The organism is Frigoribacterium sp. MCBA15_019 (assembly GCF_001864945.1).
Classification (GTDB): Bacteria; Actinomycetota; Actinomycetes; order Actinomycetales; family Microbacteriaceae; genus Frigoribacterium.
The window spans coordinates 497,288-518,131 of sequence record NZ_MJGS01000001.1; the positions used below are offsets into that span (position 1 = coordinate 497,288).

The 20,844-nt window shown below is 71.1% G+C and carries 19 protein-coding genes; 8 read left to right on the top strand and 11 right to left on the bottom strand.

Going from position 1 to position 20,844, the window contains the following annotated elements:
- Nucleotides 1-42 precede the first annotated feature (42 nt).
- Together leuS and BIV04_RS02370 are read right to left on the bottom strand one after the other, a co-directional pair.
- Nucleotides 43-2,589, bottom strand: a complete 2,547-nt coding sequence (leuS, locus tag BIV04_RS02365; protein ID WP_255364149.1) for a leucine--tRNA ligase — start codon at nt 2,587-2,589, stop codon at nt 43-45.
- Nucleotides 2,590-2,769: 180 nt separating this feature from the next.
- Nucleotides 2,770-4,194: an anthranilate synthase component I family protein gene (locus BIV04_RS02370; protein ID WP_071253796.1), complete on the bottom strand. Its 1,425-nt coding sequence runs from the start codon at nt 4,192-4,194 to the stop codon at nt 2,770-2,772.
- A gap of 32 nt (nt 4,195-4,226) precedes the next feature.
- Here BIV04_RS02370 and BIV04_RS02375 point away from each other — a divergent pair, with 32 nt between their 5' ends.
- Nucleotides 4,227-5,066, top strand: a complete 840-nt coding sequence (locus BIV04_RS02375) for an aminotransferase class IV (RefSeq protein WP_071253798.1) — start codon at nt 4,227-4,229, stop codon at nt 5,064-5,066.
- Between the two features lie 60 nt (nt 5,067-5,126).
- Here the strand turns inward: BIV04_RS02375 and cydC are convergent, their stop codons facing one another.
- The 4 genes from cydC to BIV04_RS02395 are packed head-to-tail and all read right to left on the bottom strand — an operon-like array spanning nt 5,127 to nt 11,013.
- The gene (cydC, locus tag BIV04_RS02380; protein WP_071253800.1) at nt 5,127-6,878 is read right to left on the bottom strand and encodes a thiol reductant ABC exporter subunit CydC; all 1,752 of its coding nucleotides are present in this window, start codon (nt 6,876-6,878) and stop codon (nt 5,127-5,129) included.
- Nucleotides 6,875-8,545, bottom strand: a complete 1,671-nt coding sequence (cydD, locus tag BIV04_RS02385; RefSeq protein WP_071253802.1) for a thiol reductant ABC exporter subunit CydD — start codon at nt 8,543-8,545, stop codon at nt 6,875-6,877. The genes cydC and cydD overlap by 4 nt, the downstream gene beginning before the upstream one ends.
- A gap of 10 nt (nt 8,546-8,555) precedes the next feature.
- Entirely contained in the window at nt 8,556-9,557 is a 1,002-nt protein-coding gene (cydB, locus tag BIV04_RS02390) for a cytochrome d ubiquinol oxidase subunit II (protein WP_056226153.1), read from the bottom strand.
- Between the two features lie 43 nt (nt 9,558-9,600).
- Nucleotides 9,601-11,013, bottom strand: coding sequence for a cytochrome ubiquinol oxidase subunit I (locus tag BIV04_RS02395; RefSeq protein WP_071253804.1), 1,413 nt, complete (start codon nt 11,011-11,013; stop codon nt 9,601-9,603).
- Between the two features lie 146 nt (nt 11,014-11,159).
- On the opposite strand from BIV04_RS02395, the gene BIV04_RS02400 reads away from it, so the two are divergent.
- Nucleotides 11,160-11,828 carry a DedA family protein gene (locus BIV04_RS02400; protein ID WP_071253806.1) on the top strand — a complete coding sequence of 223 codons (669 nt, stop codon included), beginning with the start codon at nt 11,160-11,162 and terminating at the stop codon, nt 11,826-11,828.
- A 92-nt stretch (nt 11,829-11,920) separates the two neighbouring features.
- Here the strand turns inward: BIV04_RS02400 and BIV04_RS02405 are convergent, their stop codons facing one another.
- The 5 genes from BIV04_RS02405 to BIV04_RS02425 all read right to left on the bottom strand — a co-directional run bounded on the left by BIV04_RS02405 (nt 11,921) and on the right by BIV04_RS02425 (nt 15,885).
- Nucleotides 11,921-12,856, bottom strand: a complete 936-nt coding sequence (locus BIV04_RS02405; protein WP_071253808.1) for an ABC transporter substrate-binding protein — start codon at nt 12,854-12,856, stop codon at nt 11,921-11,923.
- A complete protein-coding gene (locus BIV04_RS02410; RefSeq protein WP_071253810.1) occupies nt 12,853-13,593 on the bottom strand; it encodes an ABC transporter permease in 741 nt (246 codons plus the stop codon). Before BIV04_RS02410 ends, BIV04_RS02405 begins: the two co-directional genes overlap by 4 nt.
- Nucleotides 13,590-14,276 (bottom strand): ABC transporter permease, encoded by a 687-nt coding sequence (locus tag BIV04_RS02415; protein ID WP_071253812.1) that lies wholly within the window; start codon nt 14,274-14,276, stop codon nt 13,590-13,592. The genes BIV04_RS02410 and BIV04_RS02415 overlap by 4 nt, the downstream gene beginning before the upstream one ends.
- Nucleotides 14,273-15,109: an ABC transporter ATP-binding protein gene (locus BIV04_RS02420; protein WP_071253814.1), complete on the bottom strand. Its 837-nt coding sequence runs from the start codon at nt 15,107-15,109 to the stop codon at nt 14,273-14,275. Before BIV04_RS02420 ends, BIV04_RS02415 begins: the two co-directional genes overlap by 4 nt.
- Nucleotides 15,110-15,237: 128 nt before the next feature.
- Entirely contained in the window at nt 15,238-15,885 is a 648-nt protein-coding gene (locus BIV04_RS02425) for a TetR/AcrR family transcriptional regulator (protein WP_071254679.1), read from the bottom strand.
- A 132-nt stretch (nt 15,886-16,017) separates the two neighbouring features.
- Between BIV04_RS02425 and BIV04_RS02430 the strand changes: the two genes are divergently transcribed.
- The 6 genes from BIV04_RS02430 to pnuC all read left to right on the top strand — a co-directional run bounded on the left by BIV04_RS02430 (nt 16,018) and on the right by pnuC (nt 20,830).
- Entirely contained in the window at nt 16,018-16,728 is a 711-nt protein-coding gene (locus tag BIV04_RS02430; RefSeq protein ID WP_071253816.1) for an SOS response-associated peptidase, read from the top strand.
- A 38-nt stretch (nt 16,729-16,766) separates the two neighbouring features.
- Nucleotides 16,767-17,813: an App1 family protein gene (locus BIV04_RS02435; protein WP_071253818.1), complete on the top strand. Its 1,047-nt coding sequence runs from the start codon at nt 16,767-16,769 to the stop codon at nt 17,811-17,813.
- Between the two features lie 89 nt (nt 17,814-17,902).
- Complete coding sequence (locus BIV04_RS02440; protein ID WP_071253820.1) at nt 17,903-18,265, top strand: helix-turn-helix domain-containing protein; 363 nt, start codon at nt 17,903-17,905, stop codon at nt 18,263-18,265.
- Complete coding sequence (locus tag BIV04_RS02445; protein WP_071253821.1) at nt 18,262-19,545, top strand: type II toxin-antitoxin system HipA family toxin; 1,284 nt, start codon at nt 18,262-18,264, stop codon at nt 19,543-19,545. Before BIV04_RS02440 ends, BIV04_RS02445 begins: the two co-directional genes overlap by 4 nt.
- Before the next feature lie 110 nt (nt 19,546-19,655).
- Nucleotides 19,656-19,982: a DUF6504 family protein gene (locus BIV04_RS02450; RefSeq protein WP_055972315.1), complete on the top strand. Its 327-nt coding sequence runs from the start codon at nt 19,656-19,658 to the stop codon at nt 19,980-19,982.
- Between the two features lie 164 nt (nt 19,983-20,146).
- The gene (gene pnuC / locus BIV04_RS02455; RefSeq protein WP_071253824.1) at nt 20,147-20,830 is read left to right on the top strand and encodes a nicotinamide riboside transporter PnuC; all 684 of its coding nucleotides are present in this window, start codon (nt 20,147-20,149) and stop codon (nt 20,828-20,830) included.
- Nucleotides 20,831-20,844 lie beyond the last annotated feature (14 nt).

Consider the following 20,844-nt stretch of genomic DNA (forward strand, 5'->3'; position numbering starts at 1 on the left):
ACGGCCGTCTGCGGGGTGGGGACGAGACGCGCCCCCGGACGGCTACTTCACCGCGATGTTCACGAGGCGCGGCGCCCGCACGATGACGTTGACGATCTGCTTGTCACCGATCGCGCGCTGCACGGCCGCGGACTCGCGCGACATCGCCTCGAGCTCGTCGGAGCCGATCTTGGGCGACACCTCGAGCCGGTCGCGCACCTTGCCGTTGACCTGGACGACCGCGGTGACGCTCGTCTCGACGAGCAGCGTCGGATCGGCCTTCCGCCAGCCGTACGTGGCGAGGGCACCGCCGTCGTAGCCGAGCTTCTCCCACATCTCGGAGGCGGTGTAGGGAGCGAACAACGACAGCCCCAGCGCGACGGTCTCGGTCGCCTCGCGCACGGCCGGGTCGGACGCGCCGGGACCCGAGTCGATCGCCTTGCGAACGGCGTTGGTGAGCTCCATCAGGCGCGCGACGACGACGTTGTACTTGAACGCCTCGCTGAGCCCCGGGGCCTCGGCGAGGAACCGGTGCGTCACGCGGCGCAGGGCCTGGTCGCCGTCGGCCCACACCACGTCGCGCGAGCTGTCGACGTCACTCGCGAGACGGAACGCCCGAGCCAGGAACTTGGCCGAGCCGGCGGGCGAGACGTCGGCCCAGTCGATGTCGTCCTCGGGCGGGCCGGCGAAGGCCATCGTCAGGCGGATGGCGTCGACGCCGTGCTTGTCGATCTCGTCGGAGAGGCTGACGACGTTGCCCTTGCTCTTGCTCATCTTCGCGCCGTCCTGCAGCACCATGCCCTGGTTCAGCAGCGCGCTGAAGGGCTCGGTGAAGTCGACGTGGCCGAGGTCGAAGAGCACCTTGGTGATGAAGCGCGCGTAGAGCAGGTGCAGGATGGCGTGCTCGACGCCTCCGACGTACTGGTCGACCGGGGCCCACTTGCTGGCCTGTGCCGGGTCGAAGGCCCGGTCGGAGTCGGTCGGGTCGAGGAACCGCAGGAAGTACCACGAGCTGTCGACGAACGTGTCCATCGTGTCGGCGTCGCGGCGCGCCGGCGACCCGTCGCGCGGGTCGGGCACGTTCACCCAGTCCTCGGCGGCACCGAGCGGCGAGCTGCCCTTGGGCTTGAGGTCGAGCCCCTCGGTCGACGGCAGCCGGACCGGCAGCTCGTCGTAGGGCACCGGCACCTCGACGCCGTCGGCGCCGTGCACGATCGGGATGGGCGTGCCCCAGAAACGCTGGCGCGAGATCAGCCAGTCGCGCAGGCGGTACGTCTTGGCCGCCTTGCCGTCGCCGGACGCTTCGAGCAGCTCGACGACGCGCTTGATCGCGTTCGACTTGCTGAGGCCGGTCAGGGCGCCCGAGTTCATCAGTCGGCCGTCGCCGGTGAGGGCCACGCCGGTCTCGCGGGGGTTCAGGTCGGGCAGGTCGTCGGGCAGGATCGCCTGGCCGTCCTCGTCGAGCTCGAGCTTGGGGATCACACCCGTGACGGGCGCGTTCGTGTCGACCACGACGCGCACCGGCAGGTCGTACTTGCGGGCGAAGTCGAGGTCGCGCTGGTCGTGCGCGGGCACGGCCATGACCGCGCCGTGGCCGTAGTCGGCCAGCACGTAGTCGGCGGCCCAGACCGGCATCGGGTCACCGGTGAGCGGGTTGACCGCGACCCGGCCGAGCGGCACGCCGGTCTTGGGGCGCTCGCTCGACTGGCGCTCGATCTCGGTCGCCTTCTGCACCTCGACGAGGTACTCGGCGAAGGTCGCCTTGACGTCGTCCGTCGCGTCGGCCACGAGCTCGGCCGCGAGGTCGGAGTCGGGGGCGACGACCATGAAGGTCGCGCCGTACAGGGTGTCGGGACGCGTGGTGAAGACCGTGACCTTCTCGTCACGGCCCTCGATCGTGAAGTGCACGTCGGCACCGATCGAGCGGCCGATCCAGTTGCGCTGCATGTTGAGGACCTTGGTCGGCCAGCGGCCCTCGAGCTGGTTGAGGTCGTCGAGCAGGCGGTCGGCGTAGTCGGTGATCTTGAAGTACCACTGCGTCAGCTTCTTCTTGACCACGACGGCACCCGACCGGTCGCTCGTGCCGTCGGGCAGCACCTGCTCGTTGGCGAGCACGGTCTGGTCGACCGGGTCCCAGTTGACCCAGCTGTCTTTTCGGTAGGCCAGACCCTTCTTGTACATCTCGAGGAACAACCACTGGTTCCACTTGTAGTACTCGGGGTCGCTCGTGTGCAGCACCCGGCTCCAGTCGAAGGAGGGGGCGTAGAGCTTCATGCTCTGCTTCTGCTGCGCGATGTTGGCGTAGGTCCACTCGCGGGGGTCGACGCCGCGCTTGATGGCCGCGTTCTCGGCGGGCAGGCCGAAACTGTCCCAGCCGATCGGGTGCAGCACGTTGAAGCCCTGCTGGCGCCAGTACCGCGTCACCATGTCGCCGAGCGCGTACTGCTCGGCGTGACCCATGTGCAGGTCGCCCGAGGGGTACGGGAACATGTCGAGGATGTACTTGCGGGGGCGCTTGTCGTCGGGGTCGACGACGAACGGCTGCTCGGCGTCCCACCGGGCCTGCCACTTCTCTTGCAGGCGGGCGACGTCGTACTCGCGTTCGGGCACACCGTCGTGGGGCGGGGTGGCCGAGGAGGCGTCGGTCGCGGTCGTGTCGTGCTCGTGTGCCACGGGGCTCTCATTCACTGCTGGCAGTCGGTGCGGTGGGTGCGGATCGCCCGCGCGAGGGCACGGCGACGTGCGCTGGGCTCAGCGATCCTCGCCAAGGCTACCGAACGGCGCGCCCCGTCACGACATGCGCACCGGAGCCCCGTCGGCGGCACGGACGCCGAGCACGGCGAGCAGGGCCGACGCCTTCAGCTCGACCTCGTCGCGTTCGTCGACCGGCACCGACGAGATGGTGATGCCGCCGCCCACGCCGACGCGCGCACCCGCCGGTCGCGCGGGCCGTCCCGCACTCGCCGCCCGGGCGCCGTGCACCACGATCGAGCGGATGGTCATCGCGAGGCTCGCCGAGCCGTCCCGTCCGAGCCAGCCCGTCGCGCCCGAGTAGACCCCCCGGGGTGCCCCCTCGAGGTCGGCGAGCAGTTCGACGGCCCGACGTTTCGGCGCGCCGGTCATCGACCCGGCCGGGAAGGCCGCCTCGACGACGTCGGCCGCGGTGCACCCCGCCCCGAGTCGGGCCCGGACCGTGCTGACGAGCTGATGGACGTGCTCGAACGAGTGCACGGCGAGCAGCTCGGACACTTCGACCGTGCCGAGGCGGGCCACCCGGGCGAGGTCGTTGCGGACCAGGTCGACGATCATGACGTTCTCGGCGCGCTCCTTCTCGCTCTCGACGAGCTCGCGCGCGAGCACCGTGTCGTCGGCGCCTGACCCGCGGCGTCGCGTGCCCTTGATCGGCGACGACGACACCCGGCCGTCGATCGTCACCTCGACGAACGACTCGGGCGACGCCCCGACGACGGCCACCTCGCCGATCCGCACGAACGAGGCGTGCGGAGCCGGCGAGGACCGACGGAGGCGCGCGAAGGCCTCGAGCGCGTCCACCGGCCCGTCGACGTCCACCGCCGTCGTCAGGCAGAGCTGGTACGCCTCGCCGGCCGCGATGGCCCGCCGACAGCCCTCGATCAGGGCGAGGTACTCGTCGGGCCTGTGCCGCCAGCGGACGGAGGGCGGGGCGGAGCCCACCGAGGAGGCGCGGGTCGCCCCGGGCACCGGGGGCTCCGGCGGCACGTCGGCCCAGGCCTCGGCCACCGAGAGGGGCCACGGGTCGCCGGCCCGCGCGACGGCCTCGACCGAGCGTGCGGCGTGGTCGAAGACCAGGGCGCGGTCGACGTCGAGCAGGGCGAGGTCGGCGGGGTCTCCCTCGGCGGCGACGGTCGAGGCGGTGGCCGCCGGGCGGTGCCCCTCGGTGGCGTCACGGTCCAGCAGTCGACAGCCGAAACCGTAGCCGAGCCAGCCGGCCCAGCCGAGCGGGTGGCTGTCGGGCTCGACGTCGGCCAGGTCGTCGCGGACCTCGTGCCAGAGCCGGTCGGCGCCACCGTCGCGGACGTCGCCCGTCCGGGCCGGGCCCCACCCGACGACGGACCGGCCCCGGGTGGCGTCCACCCCGGCGTCGCGCCAGACGACGTCGCCGGTCGCGGCCAGGTGCCGGACGACGGCCTCGGGGTCGCGCCACGGCAGGGAAGATCGGACGACCGCAGGGCGCATACCCTTGATCCTATGAGTGGAGCCCCGACCCGATGAGTGCCGAGCGGCCGGGAGGCGACGTGCTGCACGTTTGGCAGGGCGACGAGCTGACGACGCGCCGGGACGGAGCGACGGGTGAGGCCGACCCGCGCCTCCTCGTGGCCGACTCGTGGCTGGTCGACGACGGCTCGACGCTCGCGCTCGACGTGCACCGCGACCGGTTCGCCGGCTCGGTCGCCGAGGTGGCCGGGGGGCCCGACGCGGACGAGGTCTCGGCGTTCTGGACGGCGGCCGTGGGGGCCCTGCCCCGGTCGGGTGCCTGGTTCCCGCGCGCCGAGCTCGTCGCCGGCGACGGCACCGACGACGGAACCGACGACGACGGACGGGCACGGCTGCGGCTGCGCCTCCGGCCCGCTCCCCCGCGCCGCCGATCGGTCGTCCTTGCGACGGCCGATCGTGACCCCCGCACGCAGCCCACGGTCAAGGGCCCCGACCTCGCGGCCCTCGGATCGCTCGTCGCCGACGCCCGGTCCCGAGGGGCCGACGAGGCCGTGCTGCTCTCGCCCGAGGGGCACGTCGTCGAGGGCGCCTGGAGCTCGATCGTCTGGTGGCGCGGCGACGCCCTCTGCCTGCCGGCGGACGACCTGCCCCGCCTTCCGGGTGTGACGGTCCGCAGCCTGACGACGCTGGCCGCCGTCCTCGGCGTCGACGTGCTGCACGACCACACGCGGCCGGACGAGCTCGACGGGTTCGAGGTGTGGAGCCTCAGCGCACTGCACGGCATCCGCATCGTCACCGGCTGGGTGGACGGCCCGGCCCCGGCCGAGGAACCCGGGCGCCTCGCGCTCTGGCGCGGCCGACTCGACCGCCTGCGACGACCGATCGGCGTCTGACCGCAGCCCGACGACGGCGGCCCGACGCCCGCGGCGACGTCGAGCGGCGACGTCGAGCCGTCAGGCGTCGTCGTCGAGGGAGACGCCGGACTCGAGGTCGGGCTCGACCTCGACCTCGCTCAGCCGGCCCGCCTCGATGCGCACGCGACGCGTCACCAGCTCGGCCGGCACCTCGACGTGCGAGATCACGATGACCGTCGAGCCGTCGTCGCGGGCCGTCGTGAGGACGTCACGCACGAGCCGACGGGCGGTCTCGGGGTCGAGTCCGGCGGTGGGCTCGTCGAGCACGAGCACCGGGAACCCCCGCAGGAGGGCACGGGCCAGTGAGATGCGCTGGGCCTGGCCGCCCGAGACGAGGACGCCCCGCTCGCCCACCGGCGCGTCGAGCCCGCCGCGCTCGGCGGCCCAGCGACCCAGTCCGACGCGGTCCAGCACCGCGCGGAGGTCGTCGTCGGTGGCCGTGTCGCGGGCGAAGAGCAGGTTCTGGCGCAGGGACTCGTCGAAGAGGTAGGGCGTCTGCTCGATCAGGCCGACCGTGGCCCGGACGGCGGCCGGGGCGAGGGTGGCGGTGTCGACTCCCCCGACCTCGTAGCGACCCGTGTGCTCGACGAACCGGGCCAGCACCGAGGCCAGGGTGGTCTTGCCGGCGCCGCTCGGGCCCTCGACCACGAGGCGGTCGCCCACGGCCACGTCGAGGTCGACGCGGCGGAGCGCGGGGCCGGCCGCCCCCGGCCACGTCGCCGAGACGCCGCGCAGACGCAGGGCGGGCGCGGGGGCCGACACGGCGGAGCCGTCCGACCGGGCGAGCTCGAGGGTGCCGACGTCCGACCCCCCGACGGCCTCGTCGTCGACGACGCCGGCCGGCACCTCGACCGGCACCGCCGACTCGACGCGGTCGCCGCTCGCCCGGACGCGACGCCAGGCCAGCACGGCCGTCGGGACGGCTCCGACGACCTCGAAGACGGCGAGGGGCACGAGGGCGACCAACGCGAAGGCCGGGCCGGTCAGCCCGCCCGAGGCGACGTCGGGCGCGACGACGGGGATCGTCGCGAGCACGGCGGCACCCGACAGCGCCGAGAGCACGGCGGCGACGACGCCCCCGGTCAGGGCCCGACGCGAGGAGGCGCGGCGCAGGTCGTCGTCGAGCCCCGCGACCCGGCCGAGCTGGCGGTCCACCGCCTCGAAGGCGACGAGCACGTCGAGGTTCTGCACGAGGTCGACCACGGCGGCCGAGAGCGCCCCGCGCCGGTCGGCGAGGGTGCGCTCACTGCGGCGGGCGAGCCGGTCGGCGGCGACGCAGCCGACGACGAACGCGACGACGAGTGCGCCCGCCAGGACGACCGCCGCCGCCGGGGACACGAGGGCGACGCCGACGACCGCCACGACGGAGGTCAGACCCGACACCACGAGCGGCTGCACGACCCGCAGGGGAAGGTCTTGCAGGGCGTCGACGTCGCCGACGACGCGCGCCAGCAGGTCGCCGCGATCCGTGCGGCCCAGACCCGCCGGGGCCACGCGGATCAGTCGCCGGTAGAGCTCGGTGCGGACCACCGCCAGCTGGCGGAAGGCCGCGTCGTGGCTCGACAACCGTTCGAGGTAGCGGAAGACCGCCCGGGTCAGGGCGAAGGCGCGGACGCCGACGACGGCGAGCGAGAGGTAGAGGATCGGCGGCTGCTCGGCGGCCCGCGTGATCAGGTACGCCGACGCCGCGAGCAACGCCACCGCCGACAAGGCACTGAGCGACCCGAAGACGATGCCGGGGGCGGCCCGGCGCCGACCGGGTTGGGCGGTGCGGAGCAACGAGCGGGTCACGAGAGGCCTCCGATCGGGACGACGACGTCGGCGGCGTCGCTCACGGCGCGGCGGTGCGTGACGACCACCACGGCCACGCCCGAGGCCGCGATGCGACGGAGGCCCTCGACGACCCGGGCCTCGGTGACGCGGTCGAGCGCCGACGAGGGTTCGTCGACCAGCAGGAGGCGCGCCCCGACGCGGTCGAGCCGGTACAGCGCCCGGGCCACCGACACCCGCTGCGCCTGGCCGCCGGACACCCCCTGGCCGCCGGCCCCGAGCACGAGCGCCGGGTCGAGGCCGGCCGCGCCGGCCAGGTCGAGAGCGCGCACGACGGCCTCGGTGTCGGGCTCACCCGCGTCGCCCAAGGCAACGTTCTCGGCGACGGTGCCGGACGACAGCATCGGCGACTGGCCCGACCAGGCGATCTCGTGGCGGGCGGGGGCACGGCCCGACGAACGCCAGACCACCCGGCCCTCGCACGGTTCCAGCCCCAGCACCGCGTCGAGCAGGGTGGACTTCCCGGCGCCGCTCGGGCCGACGACTGCGGTGACGCGACCCGTCTCGGCGACGAACGAGGTCTCGGCCAGCCGCACCGCGCCTCCTCGGCTCACCGAGACCCGGTCGACGACGAGCGCGTCGGCCTCGACGCGGGGCTCGGCCCGATCGGCGACGGTCGTCGACCCGGTCGACCCAGTCGACCCGGTCGACCCGGTCGCCCGGGGCGCGACGTCGCCCGGCTCGTCGTCCAGCAGCTCGAAGACGTCCTCCGCCGCCGCGACCCCGTCGGCCGCGGCGTGGTAGTTCGCACCGACCTGGCGGAGGGGCAAATAGGCCTCGGGGGTGAGCAGCAGCACGAACAGCCCGGCGGTCAGCCCCATCGAGCCCTCGACGAGCCGGATGCCGATCGACACGGCGACGAGCGCGACCGACAACGACGCCGCGAGCTCGAGCACGAAGCCGCTGAGGAACGACACGCGCAGCACCTTGACCGTCTCGACCCGGTAGTCGTCGGTGAGGCGGCCGATCCGCTCGACCTGGCGCCGCTCACGACCGAACGCCTTGAGGGTCGACGCCCCGCCCACGGCGTCGGCGAACGACGAGGCGAGGTGCGTCAGACGGTCCCACTGCCGGTTCTGGGCGGCACGGGTCGTCCACCCGACCAACACCATGAAGACGGGGATCAAGGGCAACGTCAGCACGACGATCAGGGCCGACAACCAGTCGTGCAGCGCCATGACGACGATCAGCAGCGGCGTCGCGAAGGCCGTGAGCACCAGTTGGGGCAGGTAGCGCGCGAAGTACTCGTCGAGGGCGTCGAGCCCCGGGCCGACCAGGGTCGCGACGCGCGCCGAGGAGTGCCGGTCGACCCAGGCGCGCCCCCGGTCGGCGACCGCCCGGACGACCCGGCCCCGCAGCTGGCTCTTGACCTGCGCCGCGGCCCGCGCGGCCGTCACCTCGAGCGCCCACGCCACGAGCGACCGCGCCGCCACCGAGACGCCGAGCCCCAGCAGGGCGGTCGAGAGCCCGGAGGTGCTCCCCTCGACGACCTGGACCACGGCCGTCGTCGTGAACCAGGCCACGCCGACGATCGCGACCGTCTGCGCGAGGCCGAGCACGGCGCCGAGCCCGAGGAACACCCGAGCGGCGGAGGCGTAGCGCAGGAGGCGCGGGTCGAGCGGCTTCACGGTCGCCGGCTCAGTGCGCGGCCGGGATCGCCGCACGGGTGATCCGTTTGCGGAAGATCCAGTAGGTGAAGCCCTGGTAGCCGAGGATGAGCGGGACGAAGACGAGGGCGACCCAGCTCATGATCGTCAGGGTGTAGGTCGAGCTCGACGCGTTGGCGATCGTGAGGCTGTTCGCCGGATCGTTGCTCGCCGGCATCACCCCGGGGAAGAGCGCCGCGAACAGGCTCGACACCGCCAGGGCGATCGTGACGGCCATGAGACCGAAGGACCGCCCCTCCCGCCCGCGCAGGTTCGCCACGAACGACGCGATCAACGTGACGGCGGCCACGGCCGAGAGGGCGACCGACACGAGGGTCCCGTGCATCAGCGACGTCAGGGCCAGGAAGGCCGCGGCGACGACGATCGTGACGACCCCGGCTCGGGTGGCGAGACGCCGGGCCCGACCGCGGATCTCGCCCTCGGTCTTGAGCGTGACGAACACCACGCCGTGCGTGAAGAAGAGCAGCAGGGTCGTGAGGCCGCCCAGCAGGGCGTAGGGGTTGAGCAGGTCGAGCAACGTCCCGGTGTAGTTGTGCCCCTCGTCGAGCGGCACGCCCTGCACGACGTTGGCGAAGACGAGGCCCCAGACGAACGCCGGCACGGCCGAGCCGACGACGATCATGAGGTCGAAACGGCGCTTCCACGAGGACTCGGGGCGCTGGTGGCGGTACTCGAACGAGACGCCCCGCGCGATCAGGGCCAGCAGGATGAGCAGCATCAGGAGGTAGAAGCCGCTGAACAGCGTGGCGTACCACTCGGGGAAGGCGGCGAACAGGAACGCGCCGGCGACGATGACCCAGGTCTCGTTAAGGTCCCAGACCGGCCCGATCGTGTTGATCAGCACTCGCCGGTCGGTGTCGTCGCGCCCGAGGAAGGGCAGCGACATGCCGACCCCGAAGTCGAAGCCGTCGAGCACGAAGTAGCCGACGAAGAAGAAGCCGAGGATGACGAACCACAGGGTGGGGAGGTCCATGGTCAGAGCCTTTCTCGCGTCGGTTCGGTGGGGGTCGTGGGCATCAGTAGACCGTCGCCTCGTGGCGGATCTCGCCCGACACGGGGTCGGGCTCGGGGGCGTCGGCCGGCCCCTGCTGGGCGGCCTTGACGATGAGCTTGAACTCGACGACCGCGAGCGTGCCGTAGATCAGGGTGAAGGCGACGAGCGAGATGAGCACCGTCAGGCCGGTGACCCCGGGCGAGACGCCGTCCTCGGTCTTGAGCAGCCCGAAGACGAGCCAGGGCTGCCGACCCATCTCGGTGAAGACCCAGCCGACGATCATCGCGAGGAGGGGCATCGGGTAGCTGAAGACCGCGGCCCGCCACACCCACTTGTTCTGCGGCAGGCGCCCCTTGCGGGTGATCCAGAGGCCGACGAGCGAGACGAGGACGCTGACCATGCCGAGGCCCATCATCCAGCGGAAGGACCAGTAGGTGACCCAGATGATCGGGGTGTAGTCGCCCGGACCGTAGAGCTGCACGTACTGCTCCTGGAGGTCGTTGATCCCCTCGACCGTGCCGTCGAACGTGTGCGTCGACAGGAACGACAGCAGGTACGGCACGCGGATGCTGAAGAGCTCGTGCACCCCGTCGGGCGTGCCCAGGGTGAAGATCGAGAACGAGGCGTCGGCGCCGGTGCTGGTCTTGTACAGCGCCTCTGCGGCCGCCATCTTCATGGGCTGGGTCTCGACCATGGCGAGACCCAGCTGGTCGCCCGTGATGAAGGTGAGCGCGCCGGCGGCGACCATCGTCCAGAGGCCGAAGCGCAGGGCCGGACGCATCGTCTCGAGGTGCTGGTTGCGGGACAGGTGCCAGGCGGCGACCGCGACGATGACCGCGGCCGAGACCATGAAGCAGGCAAAGATCGTGTGCGGGAACGCGGCGAGGGCCACCTTGTTGGTCAGCACCTCCCAGATGCTGGTGAGCTCGGCCCGACCCTTCTCCTCGTTGATGTCGTAGCCGACCGGGTTCTGCATGAAGGCGTTCGCGGCGATGATGAAGTACGCCGAGAGGATGCTGCCGACGGTGGCGCCCCAGATGCTCAGCAGGTGCAGTTTCGGCGGCACCTTGTCCCAGCCGAAGATCCAGATGCCGATGAAGGTCGCCTCGAGGAAGAACGCGAGCAGGCCCTCGAGGGCGAGCGGGGCGCCGAACACGTCGCCGACGAAGCGCGAGTAGTCGGACCAGTTCATGCCGAACTGGAACTCCTGCACGATGCCGGTCACGACGCCCATGGCGAAGTTGATCAGGAAGATCTTGCCGAAGAACTGGGTCAGCTGCAGGTAGTGGATGCGGCCGGTGCGCACCCACGCCGTCTGGAAGACCGCCACCGTGAACGCCATGCCGATCGTGAGGGGCACGAACAGGAAGTGGTAGATCGTGGTGAGCCCGAACTGCCAGCGGGACAACAGCAGCGGGTCGAGCAGCTCGTTCATCGGGATGCGCCTTCTCCCTCGGATGGTGGTGGTGGTGGTCGTGCGTCGCACCGTCGGGACGTGACGAGCATAGATCCGTAGATACACGACACCTGTCGTTTATGGCATCCGGGCGCCGTGCACTCGCTGTGAATAGGCTCGGCCGGGTGAACGACGTGCTGACGACCCTGCTCGACCTGGTGCAGTCCGTCGACCCCGTGCTGAGGACGGTGCTGGCCGGCATCGCCATGGTGCTCGAGACGTCGGTGCTCCTCGGCCTGATCGTGCCGGGCGACACGGTGGCGATCGTGTCGGCGACGGCGGTGGCGTCACCGTTCGAGTTCGGGGCGCTCGTGGTCGCCCTCGTCCTGGGCGCCCTGGTGGGCGAGAGCGTCGGGTTCGCCCTCGGCCGCTTCTTCGGACCGAAGATCCGGGCGAGCGCGCTCGGCCGACGCCTCGGCGAGGCGAACTGGGTCCGGGCCGAGAACTACCTCGCCCGACGGGGAGGCATCGCCGTCTTCGTGTCGAGGTTCCTGCCGGTGCTGCACTCGCTGATCCCGCTGACCGTCGGTACGAGTCCGATGCGCTACCGGACGTTCCTCACCTGGACGGCCCCCGCCTGCATCCTCTGGGCGCTCGCCTACGTCTCCGTCGGCGCGGCGGCCGCGGGCAGCTACCGTGAGCTCGCGGACGGCCTCCACCAGGCCGGCTACGTCTTCGTCGGCATCATCGCCGTGTTCGTCCTGCTCGTCGTCGTCGTGAAGAAGGTCCTGCACCGCCGGGAGGAGCGCCACATGGCGCACCCCGCCGGGGACGCGAGCGACGACGCGTCCTGACCCGCGCCTCCTCGTGCTCGCCCTCGGGGCGGGGCCCAGGACGACGAAGAGCCCCGCTCCGCGGACGGAACGGGGCTCTTCGACGAGGGTGCCTAGCTGTCGAGCAGGCCCTTCTCGGTCAGGTAGTCCTTAGCGATGGTGGCCGAGGACTCCTTGTCGGTCTGGCTCTTCGAGTTAAGCTCTTGCAGGTCGGAGGCGCTCAGGACCGCGTCGACGCTGTCGATGACGTCCTGCGCGTCCGAGTCGACCTTGTCGGACACGATCGGGACCACGTTCTGCGGCAGGATCATGTTCTCGGGGTCCTCGAGGGTGACGAGGTCGTTCTCGGCGATCAACGGGCTGGCCGTGTAGATGTCGGCGAGCTGGACGCTGCCGTCGGTGAGGGCCTTGACCGTCAACGGGCCACCGCCGTCGTCGATCGGGGTCGAGGTGACGTCGACGCCGTAGATGCTCTTCAGGCCGGGAGGGCCGTAGGGGCGCTCGGCGTTCTCGGGCGGAGCACCCAGAGTCAGCGTGCCCGAGTAGTTCTTGAGGTCGGCCAGGCTCGAGATGTCGTTGTCCTCGGAGAACTCCTTCGTCACGTTGTAGCTGTCCTGGTCGGACGCCGCGGCGGCCTTCAACGCGGTCAGACCGTCGGGCAGGGCGGCGGCGAGGGCCGTCTCGACCTCTTCGGGCGACTTCGCGGTCTCTTCTTTGTCGTAGTACTGCAGCAGGTTGCCGGTGTACTCGGGGAAGACGTCGATCTTGCCCGACTCGAGCTCGGGCAGATAGACCTCGCGCTGACCGATCTGGTACTGACGGTCGACCTTGTAGCCCTTGGCCTCGAGCGCCTGGGCGTAGAGCTCGGCGATGATCTCGTTCGAGTAGTACTGCTGCGAGCCGATGACGAGCGTGTCGCCGTCGCCCGACGCGGACGAGTCGCCGGAGCTCAGCGGGTCGCTCGACGCGCACCCTGCCAGGGCCACCATGGCCCCGATCGCGACTGCGCCGAGAACGGTGAGCCGGCCCTTCTTGTTCGCTGTGATCACTGTGTGCCTTTCGTGAGGGGTGTTGCCGTGACCGCCCCGGGCCGGACGGCCTTGGAACGGGTGTCGGAGGGACGTCCGGCCGTGACCCCGGCGGGGACGACCAGGCGCTGGACGATCGAGAAGAGGATCTCGAGGACGACCGCGAGGGCGATGACGAGGATGGAGCCCGCCAGCATCTTCGGGTAGTCGTTCGCCCGCAGGCCCGTGATGATGTAGCTGCCGAGACCACCTGCGCCGACGAAGGTCGCGAGGGTCGCCGTCGCGACGACCTGGAGGACGGCCGACCGGATGCCGCCGATCAGGAGGGGCAGCCCCAGGGGCACCTCGACCTTCGCCATGATCTGCCACTCGGTCATGCCGACAGCCCGCGCCGCGTCGACGGTCTTGCGGTCGACGGCCTCGAACCCCGAGTAGGCACCGGCGAGCACGGACGGGATCGCCAGGATGACGAACGAGATGATCGGCGCGGTGAGGCCGATGCCGACGGACAGGGCGATCAGGGTGATGACGCCGAAGGAGGGCAGGGCTCGCGCGCCACCCGAGATCGAGACCGCGATCGACCGACCACGGCCGGTGTGTCCGATGAGGTAACCGACGGGGATCGCGATCACCGAGGCGATCACCACCGAGAGAGCGCTGTACCAGAGGTGTTGGCCCAGTCTCGTGGGGATGCCGTCGGCACCGGTCCAGTGGACCGGGTCAGCGAGCCAGGCGAACGCCTCGACGAAGAAGTTCACGGCAGCACGACCTTCTGGCGGGTCCGCGAGGGAGCCACCGGCTTGAGCCGGGCGTCCTTGCGGCTCCAGGGCATGAGGACGCGCCCGAGGAGCACGAGCAGGAAGTCCAGCACGAGGGCCATGACGATGGTCAGCACAATCCCCGCCACGATCTCGGCGGTGATGTCGCGCTGGAAACCGTCGATGAAGAGGAGCCCGAGACCGTTCACGCCGAGCACGCCGCCGACGGTGGCCAGGCTCACCGTGCTCACCACCACGACCCGCAAGCCGGCGAGCATGACCGGACCCGCAAGGGGGAACTCGACCCGCCAGAACCGTTGCCAGGACGAGTAGCCCACGGCCGTCGCCGACTGCGTGACATCCGCCTCGACGGCGGCGAGGGCGTCGGCCACCGATCGCACCATGAGTGCGATGCCGTAGAGGGTGAGCCCGATGACGATGTTGACGGGACTGCGCAACGAGGTGCCAAAGACCACCGGCAGGGCGATGAGGAGAGGCAGCGACGGGATCGCGTAGAAGAGACCGGCGACCGTGAGGATGCCCCGCGACACCCGGTACCGGTTCGCGAACCAGCCGATCGGCAGCGAGATGACGAACGCCAGGATGACCGGCGGCACGCTCAGGCCCAGGTGCACGATCGTCTTGTCGAGGATGTAGTCGCTGTTGGACCAGATCCAGTTCACGACGTCCGCCCACCTCGGACCGGTTCGGTCAGCACACCGGCGGTGCGTCCGTCGCCGTCGACCACCACCTGACCGGTCGGGGTCTGTTCGACGTGCAACGCTCGCTTGCCCCGGTTGGCACCGATGAACTCGGCGACGAAGTCGGTCGCCGGAGCCGAGAGGATCTCGGCGGGAGTGCCCTGCTGGGCGATCTGGCCGCCCTTCTCGAGGATGACGACCTGGTCGCCCAGGTAGAAGGCCTCGTCGATGTCGTGCGTGACGAAGACGACGGTCTTGTCGAGTTCGCGCTGCAACCGGATGAGCTCTTGCTGCAGGTCGGACCGGACGAGCGGGTCGACGGCACCGAAGGGCTCGTCCATCAGCAGGATGTTCGGGTCGACGGCGAGGCCGCGGGCGACGCCGACGCGCTGTTGCTGCCCACCGGACAGTTGGCTCGGGTAGCGCTGGGCCAGGTCGCGGTCGAGCCCGACCGTGTCCATCAGCTCGAGGGCACGGTCGCGGGCGGCCTTCTTGGACGTGCCCTTGAGCACCGGGACGGTGGCGATGTTGTCGACGACCTTGCGGTGCGGCAACAGGCCCGAGTTCTGCATGACGTAGCCGATGCTGCGGCGCAGTCGCACCGGCTCGAGATCGCCGATGGACTCGCCGTCGATCTCGATGACGCCGGACGTCGGGTCGACCATGCGGTTGATCATCCGCAGGATCGTCGTCTTGCCGCACCCACTGGACCCGACGAAGACCGTGGTCTTGCGCGACGGGATCACGAGGCTGAAGTCGTCGACCGCCAGGGTGCCGTCGGGGTACTGCTTCGTCACGGAACGGAACTCGATCATGGGTGGCTCATTCCTCGTGGGCAGCACGAATCGACACTTGCCAGGGCGTTCACCCAACCACAGATCTCGACGATGTGTCATCGACCCCGCCGGGGCCCCTGACGCCGGCCGTCACACGGCCCGCGAGGTCAGTGCGTGCCGACGAGGGGCTCGAGGTAGCCCGTCAGCACCGTGCGGCACTGGCCGACGAAGCGGTCGTCACCCTCGGCGTCGTCGATGAAGGCTCGCGCCAGCAAGGCGTTCGCGATCTCGACCGCCACCTGGAGGCCGAGCTCGAGTTCGTCGGTGCGCGGGACCGCGCAGTGCTCGACGAAGACCGCGAGCAACTGCTCGGCCAACGGGCTCGCGTACTGGCGCGTCTCGGGCGTGCGCACGTCGGGCGCGTCGGCGAAGCGGATGGCGCGGAAGCCGGGCTCGCTGCGGTACATCTCGGCCTTGGCGTCGACGAAGAGGTCGACGGCGCGACGCCAGTCGGTGACGGCGTCGTCGGACACGGCCTCGCCGACCCGGACGGTCAGGCGCTGGACGGACCGCAGGGCGAGGGCGTCGACGACCGCGATGCGGTCGGGGAAGTAGCGGTAGACCGTGCCGATCGAGGCACCTGCCCGCTCGGCGACCATGGCCGTGGTCAGACGCTCGTAGCCGATCTCGTCGATGATGGCCGCGGCCGCGTCGAGCAGTCCGGTGAGGCGCGCGGAACTGCGAGCCTGGACGGGCTCGTTCCTGAGCAGCGGTGAACCCCCGGGCAGTGCGTCATTGACGTCGGTGACGAGCAACGTTTCTCCGTTTCGTGGCGATGCCTCGACGGGGTCGGGCACGGTGCGATGACGTCGGAAGGGGACCGAGGTGTCGGTCACCGGATGTCGGCGGCTGCCACCAGAATGGAGCGCATGTGCGGACGATTCGTGATGGCACGCGCCTCGAGCGACCTGGTGGCCCTGTTCGACGTCGATGTATCAGGAGACACTCTCCCAGAGCCTTCCTGGAATATCGCTCCGACTCGGCCGGTGAGTCTCCTGGTCGACGCGGCACCTCGAGGTGCCGACGCCGGGGGCCCGCCCGTCCGACGACTCGCGGCGGCCCGCTGGGGTCTCGTGCCCGGTGGCTCGGCGGGCCCCGACTCCGGTCCCCCACTCTTCAACGCGCGATCCGAGTCGGCCGCCGAGAAGCCGTCCTTCCGCGACGCCGTGGTCTCGCGCCGTGGCCTGGTCCCGGCGACGGGCTGGTACGAGTGGCAGACCCTGCCCGACGGCTCGAAACGCCCCGTCCTCGTGCGGCTGCCCGACGATGAGGTGGTCCTGTTCGGTGCGCTCTACGAGTGGTGGCGCGACCCGTCGGCCGAGGTCGGCGCCCCGTCTCGGTGGCTGCTGTCGACGACCGTGCTGACCCGCGCCTCCTCGGGTCCGGTGTCCGAGGTGCACGACCGCATGCCGGTGCTCGTCGGCACCGACGTCATGGACGACTGGCTCGACCCCGAGACCGAGGGCGACGACGACCTGGTGCAGGGCATCGCGGGCCTCAGCGACGAGATCGCCGAGCGCCTGCTGCACCACGAGGTCGGCCCTGAGGTCGGTTCGTCGTCGGTCGACCACCCCGGTCTGCTCGCTCCCGTCGACTGACCCGCCCGTTCGACGACCCGTCGTGCGAGACTGAGCGGATGCCCGACACCCGCAAGGCACCGCCCGCCGCCGTCGAGCCCTTCCTCCACCGAGCGGCCCGCATCGAGAACTCGGTCCACCGCTTCCGCGAGAAGCGGGCCCGGCGTCGTGGACTCCTCCCCACGGTCGTGCCGTACACCGGCTACGGCGCCCCGGGATGGGCTCGGGTGCTGTCGCGCGTCCTTCTCACCCGGACGGGCACGCTGTCGGGCGTCGACCGCCTCAACGTCCGGGGGTGGCGCAGCTTCACGAGCGTGCCCGTCGAGAAGGCCCTGGTCGAGATCTCGCTCGGCGGTCGCGTCCAGCGCGTCCAGGCCGACCGCGGCGGCGTGCTCGACGCTCGCATCGCCGTCGACCTCGAACCCGGCTGGCACGTCGCGACCCTGACCACCGAAGGGTCCGTGCCGGTCGAGGCGCCGATCTTCGTCATCGATCCGGAGGCGCGGTTCGGCATCGTCTCGGACATCGACGACACCGTGATGGTCACCTCGTTGCCCCGGCCGCTGCTCGCCGCCTGGAACACCTTCGTCCTCAACGAGCACGCCCGGCGCCCCGTGCCCGGCATGGCCGTGCTGTACGAACGCCTGAACGCGGCGAACCCCGGGTGCCCCGTCATCTACCTGTCGACGGGAGCCTGGAACGTGGCGCCGACGCTGTCCCGCTTCCTGTCCCGCAACCTGTACCCGAGCGGCGCGCTGCTGTTGACCGACTGGGGCCCCACCCACGACCGGATCTTCCGCAGCGGACGTCAGCACAAACAGGAGTCCCTGCGCCGCCTGGCCGACGAGTTCCCCGAACTCAAGTGGCTGCTCGTCGGCGACGACGGGCAGCACGACGAAGAGCTGTACGGGACGTTCTTGCACGACCACCCCGAGAACGTCGCCGCCGTGGCCATCCGCCAGCTCTCACCCAGCGAGGCCGTGCTGGCCGGTGGCCGGTCGCGGTCGGAGCACGCCGAGGGCAGCGACGTGGTCTGGGTGTCGGCACCCGACGGCGCCGGCCTGTGGGAGCAACTCCTCGACAACGGCGTGATCGACCGACCCTGACCGGTCGTGGCGTTCCCGGAATAGTGGAATAGTCCCGTCTTCTGGGTGATATTTGCTGTTATCGTGATTCATCCCGTGATTGGAGCATCGTGTTCGACGACGACCAGGCACCATCCGCGAGCGCACCCTCGCTCGTCTCGACCGACGAGCGTGAACGTCAGGTCGGCGAACAGGTCCGTCGCCTGAGGCTCGACCAGGGGCTCGACCAGGTCGAGCTCGCTCGACGAGCCGACCTGTCCCCCAGCACGGTGCAGTCCCTCGAGGCCGGGCGGGGCAGCACCCTGCGCTCGCTCGTCCGAGTCCTGCGGGCCCTGGGTGCCGACGACGCCCTCGGGAACATCGCCCCGGCGAGCGCCGTCAGCCCGCTCGACGTACTGCGGTCGTCGGGCGACGAGCCGCGACGTCGGGTGTACCGCCCGCGGGGCGCACGATCGTCGGGCGACGGCTCGTGAGCTGGGTCCCGGTCCGGGCGGTCGAGGTGACGGCGTGGGGCCTGCGGGTGGGGGCCGTGGCGCTCGACCCGGGTCTCGGGGCGTACGTCTTCGAGTACTACCCGGACTGGGTGGCTCGGGGCATCGAGCTGGCGCCGCTGACGATGCCGGTCCGTACCCGACGACACGTCTTCCCGCAGCTGCCCGAGGCGACGTTCCACCGGCTTCCTGCCGTGCTGGCGGACGCGATGCCGGACGACTTCGGCAACGCGGTGATCGACGCCTGGTTGGTGCGGCAGGGGGTGTCGCGGCAGCAGGTGAGCCCGCTGGACCGGTTGGCGTACATGGCGGACCGGGCCATGGGGGCGTTGGAGTTCCGACCCTCGAGGGGGCCGCGTCAGCGGACGACGAGCGCGCTCGAGTTGAGCGCGCTCGTCGAGGGGGCGCGCAGCGTGCTGGACGCCAGCTTCAGCGACGACCACGAGACCGAGTCGGCGATCCGGTCCTTGATCCAGGTGGGGACGTCGGCGGGTGGGGCGCGGGCGAAGGCGGTGGTCGCGTGGAACCGTGGGACGGGCGAGATCCGGTCGGGTCAGTTGGCGGCTCCGGACGGGTTCGAGCACTGGTTGATCAAGTTGGACGGGTTGGGCCTGGACTCCGAGTTGGGGTCGGGCGGCCTCGCCGGTCGGGTCGAGTACGCGTACTCGCTGATGGCGGGGGCGGCGGGGATCGACATGGCCGAGTGCCGGTTGCTCGACGAGAACGGGCGCTCGCACTTCATGACGCGTCGGTTCGACCGTCGGGTCGAGGGCAAGGCGCACGTCCTGACGCTGTGCGGGGCGGCCCATCTCGACTTCCGGCAGCGACAGGCGCACGACTACGGGCAGCTGTTCGACGTGGTCCGTCGCCTGGGGCTGGGCGACGAGGCGATGGCGCAGGCGTTCCGCCGGATGGTCTTCAACGTGCTGGCGGCCAACAACGACGACCACACGAAGAACTCGTCGTTCCTGCTGGCGGGGCCCGGGGCGTCGTGGGGGCTGTCGCCCGCGTACGACGTGACGTTCGCGCACAACCCGACCGGGCGGTGGACGTACCAGCACCTCATGGGGGTGGACGGCGCGTACCGCGACGTCTCGCGGGCCGACGTGATGCGCCTGGCCGACCGCTTCCTGGTGCGGGACGCGTCGGGCATCGTCGACGAGGTGCGTGACGCGGTGCGGCGGTGGCGGTCCTTCGCCGACGTGGCCGGCCTGCCCCGCGAGGCGGTCGCCCACGTCGAGGAGGCGCTGCCCGGCTGGTGAGACCGCGTGCGACCCCGGCGCCTCGGCTCCCCGCCCACAGAGGGGGTGGCCGATGTCGGTGGGGATTCGTAGACTCCGTTCGAACACACATTCGAACGAGAGGTCGGCAGATGAGGGTGGACGAGAAGGTCCCGGTCGAGACGACCGCCGACGGGGCGCCCCTGCGCTTCGAGTGGCGGGGGGTCGTGTACGGCGTCGTCAGCTCGCCCGAGCTCTGGGTCACGCGCACCGACTGGTGGCGGTCGGCGACCCGGGCACCGCGCGGGGCGAGCGCACACCTGCTCGAGATGACGGTCTGGCGGGTCGACGCGGTGCCGCTCACCGACGGCGCCCACCGGGTCGACGGCACCTTCGACCTGGCGCTCGACGGCCGAGGCGACTCGTGGTTGCTGCTCGGGGTGTTCGACGACCGGGTCGAGCAACAGCTCTTCGCCTGACCCCGGCGGCGGCACCGGGGCTGTGCGATCGGGGCTGTGCCATCCGGGACTGTGCCACCCGGGAATGGCCCTCGTGCCACACTCGTTGCAGCACCAGGCGCCCTGCGCCTCGGGGACGCCGTGGTCCCGCACCACCCGCCTCCCCGACCGAAGAGAGCCTCCCGATGAATCCGTTGCTGTGGTTGTTCGACGCCCAGTTGCACATCGGCGACCAGACGATCCTCTGGCGCGAGGTGGTGGGCAACGTCTTCGGTCTGCTCAGCGCCCTCGGCGGCATGCGACGCAAGGTCTGGGCCTGGCCGATCGGCATCGTGGGCAACGCGCTGCTGTTCACCGTCTTCCTCGGCGCGGTGTTCGACACCCCGAACCCGGTGAACCTGCTCGGGCAGGCCGCACGCCAGGTGATGTTAATCGTCGTGTCGATCTACGGCTGGTACCGCTGGAAGCACGCCGGCGACACCGGCGGCGTGGCCGTCGAGCCCCGCTGGGCGGGGTGGAAGAACCGGGTGCTGATCGTCGTCGGCCTGGTCGGCGGCACCGCCCTGCTGACTCCCGTCTTCCGCCTGCTGGGGTCGTACGAGCCCGTCTGGGCCGACGCCTGGATCTTCACGGGGTCGCTCCTCGCCACCTACGGCATGGCCAAGGGCTGGGTCGAGTTCTGGTTGATCTGGGTCGCGGTCGACCTCGTCGGCACTCCCCTGTTGTTCAGCGCCGGCTACTACGCGTCGGCGTTCATGTACGTCTTCTACGGCGCCTTCACCCTCGCGGGGTTCGTCGTCTGGGCTCGCACCCGGCGACAGAAGCCCAAGGTCGAGACGCTCTGGCCCGACCCGACGCTGCAACGCTGACCCCTGGGCCCTGA

Excerpts from the sequence above, each read along its gene's own strand:
- BIV04_RS02370 (WP_071253796.1), bottom strand. The coding sequence starts at position 4,194 with ATGCGCCCTGCGGTCGTCCGATCTTCCCTGCCGTGGCGCGACCCCGAG.
- BIV04_RS02375 (WP_071253798.1), top strand. The coding sequence starts at position 4,227 with ATGAGTGCCGAGCGGCCGGGAGGCGACGTGCTGCACGTTTGGCAGGGC.
- cydB (WP_056226153.1), bottom strand. The coding sequence starts at position 9,557 with ATGGACCTCCCCACCCTGTGGTTCGTCATCCTCGGCTTCTTCTTCGTC.
- BIV04_RS02395 (WP_071253804.1), bottom strand. The coding sequence starts at position 11,013 with ATGAACGAGCTGCTCGACCCGCTGCTGTTGTCCCGCTGGCAGTTCGGG.
- BIV04_RS02420 (WP_071253814.1), bottom strand. The coding sequence starts at position 15,109 with ATGATCGAGTTCCGTTCCGTGACGAAGCAGTACCCCGACGGCACCCTG.
- BIV04_RS02430 (WP_071253816.1), top strand. The coding sequence starts at position 16,018 with ATGGCACGCGCCTCGAGCGACCTGGTGGCCCTGTTCGACGTCGATGTA.
- BIV04_RS02435 (WP_071253818.1), top strand. The coding sequence starts at position 16,767 with ATGCCCGACACCCGCAAGGCACCGCCCGCCGCCGTCGAGCCCTTCCTC.
- BIV04_RS02450 (WP_055972315.1), top strand. The coding sequence starts at position 19,656 with ATGAGGGTGGACGAGAAGGTCCCGGTCGAGACGACCGCCGACGGGGCG.
- pnuC (WP_071253824.1), top strand. The coding sequence starts at position 20,147 with ATGAATCCGTTGCTGTGGTTGTTCGACGCCCAGTTGCACATCGGCGAC.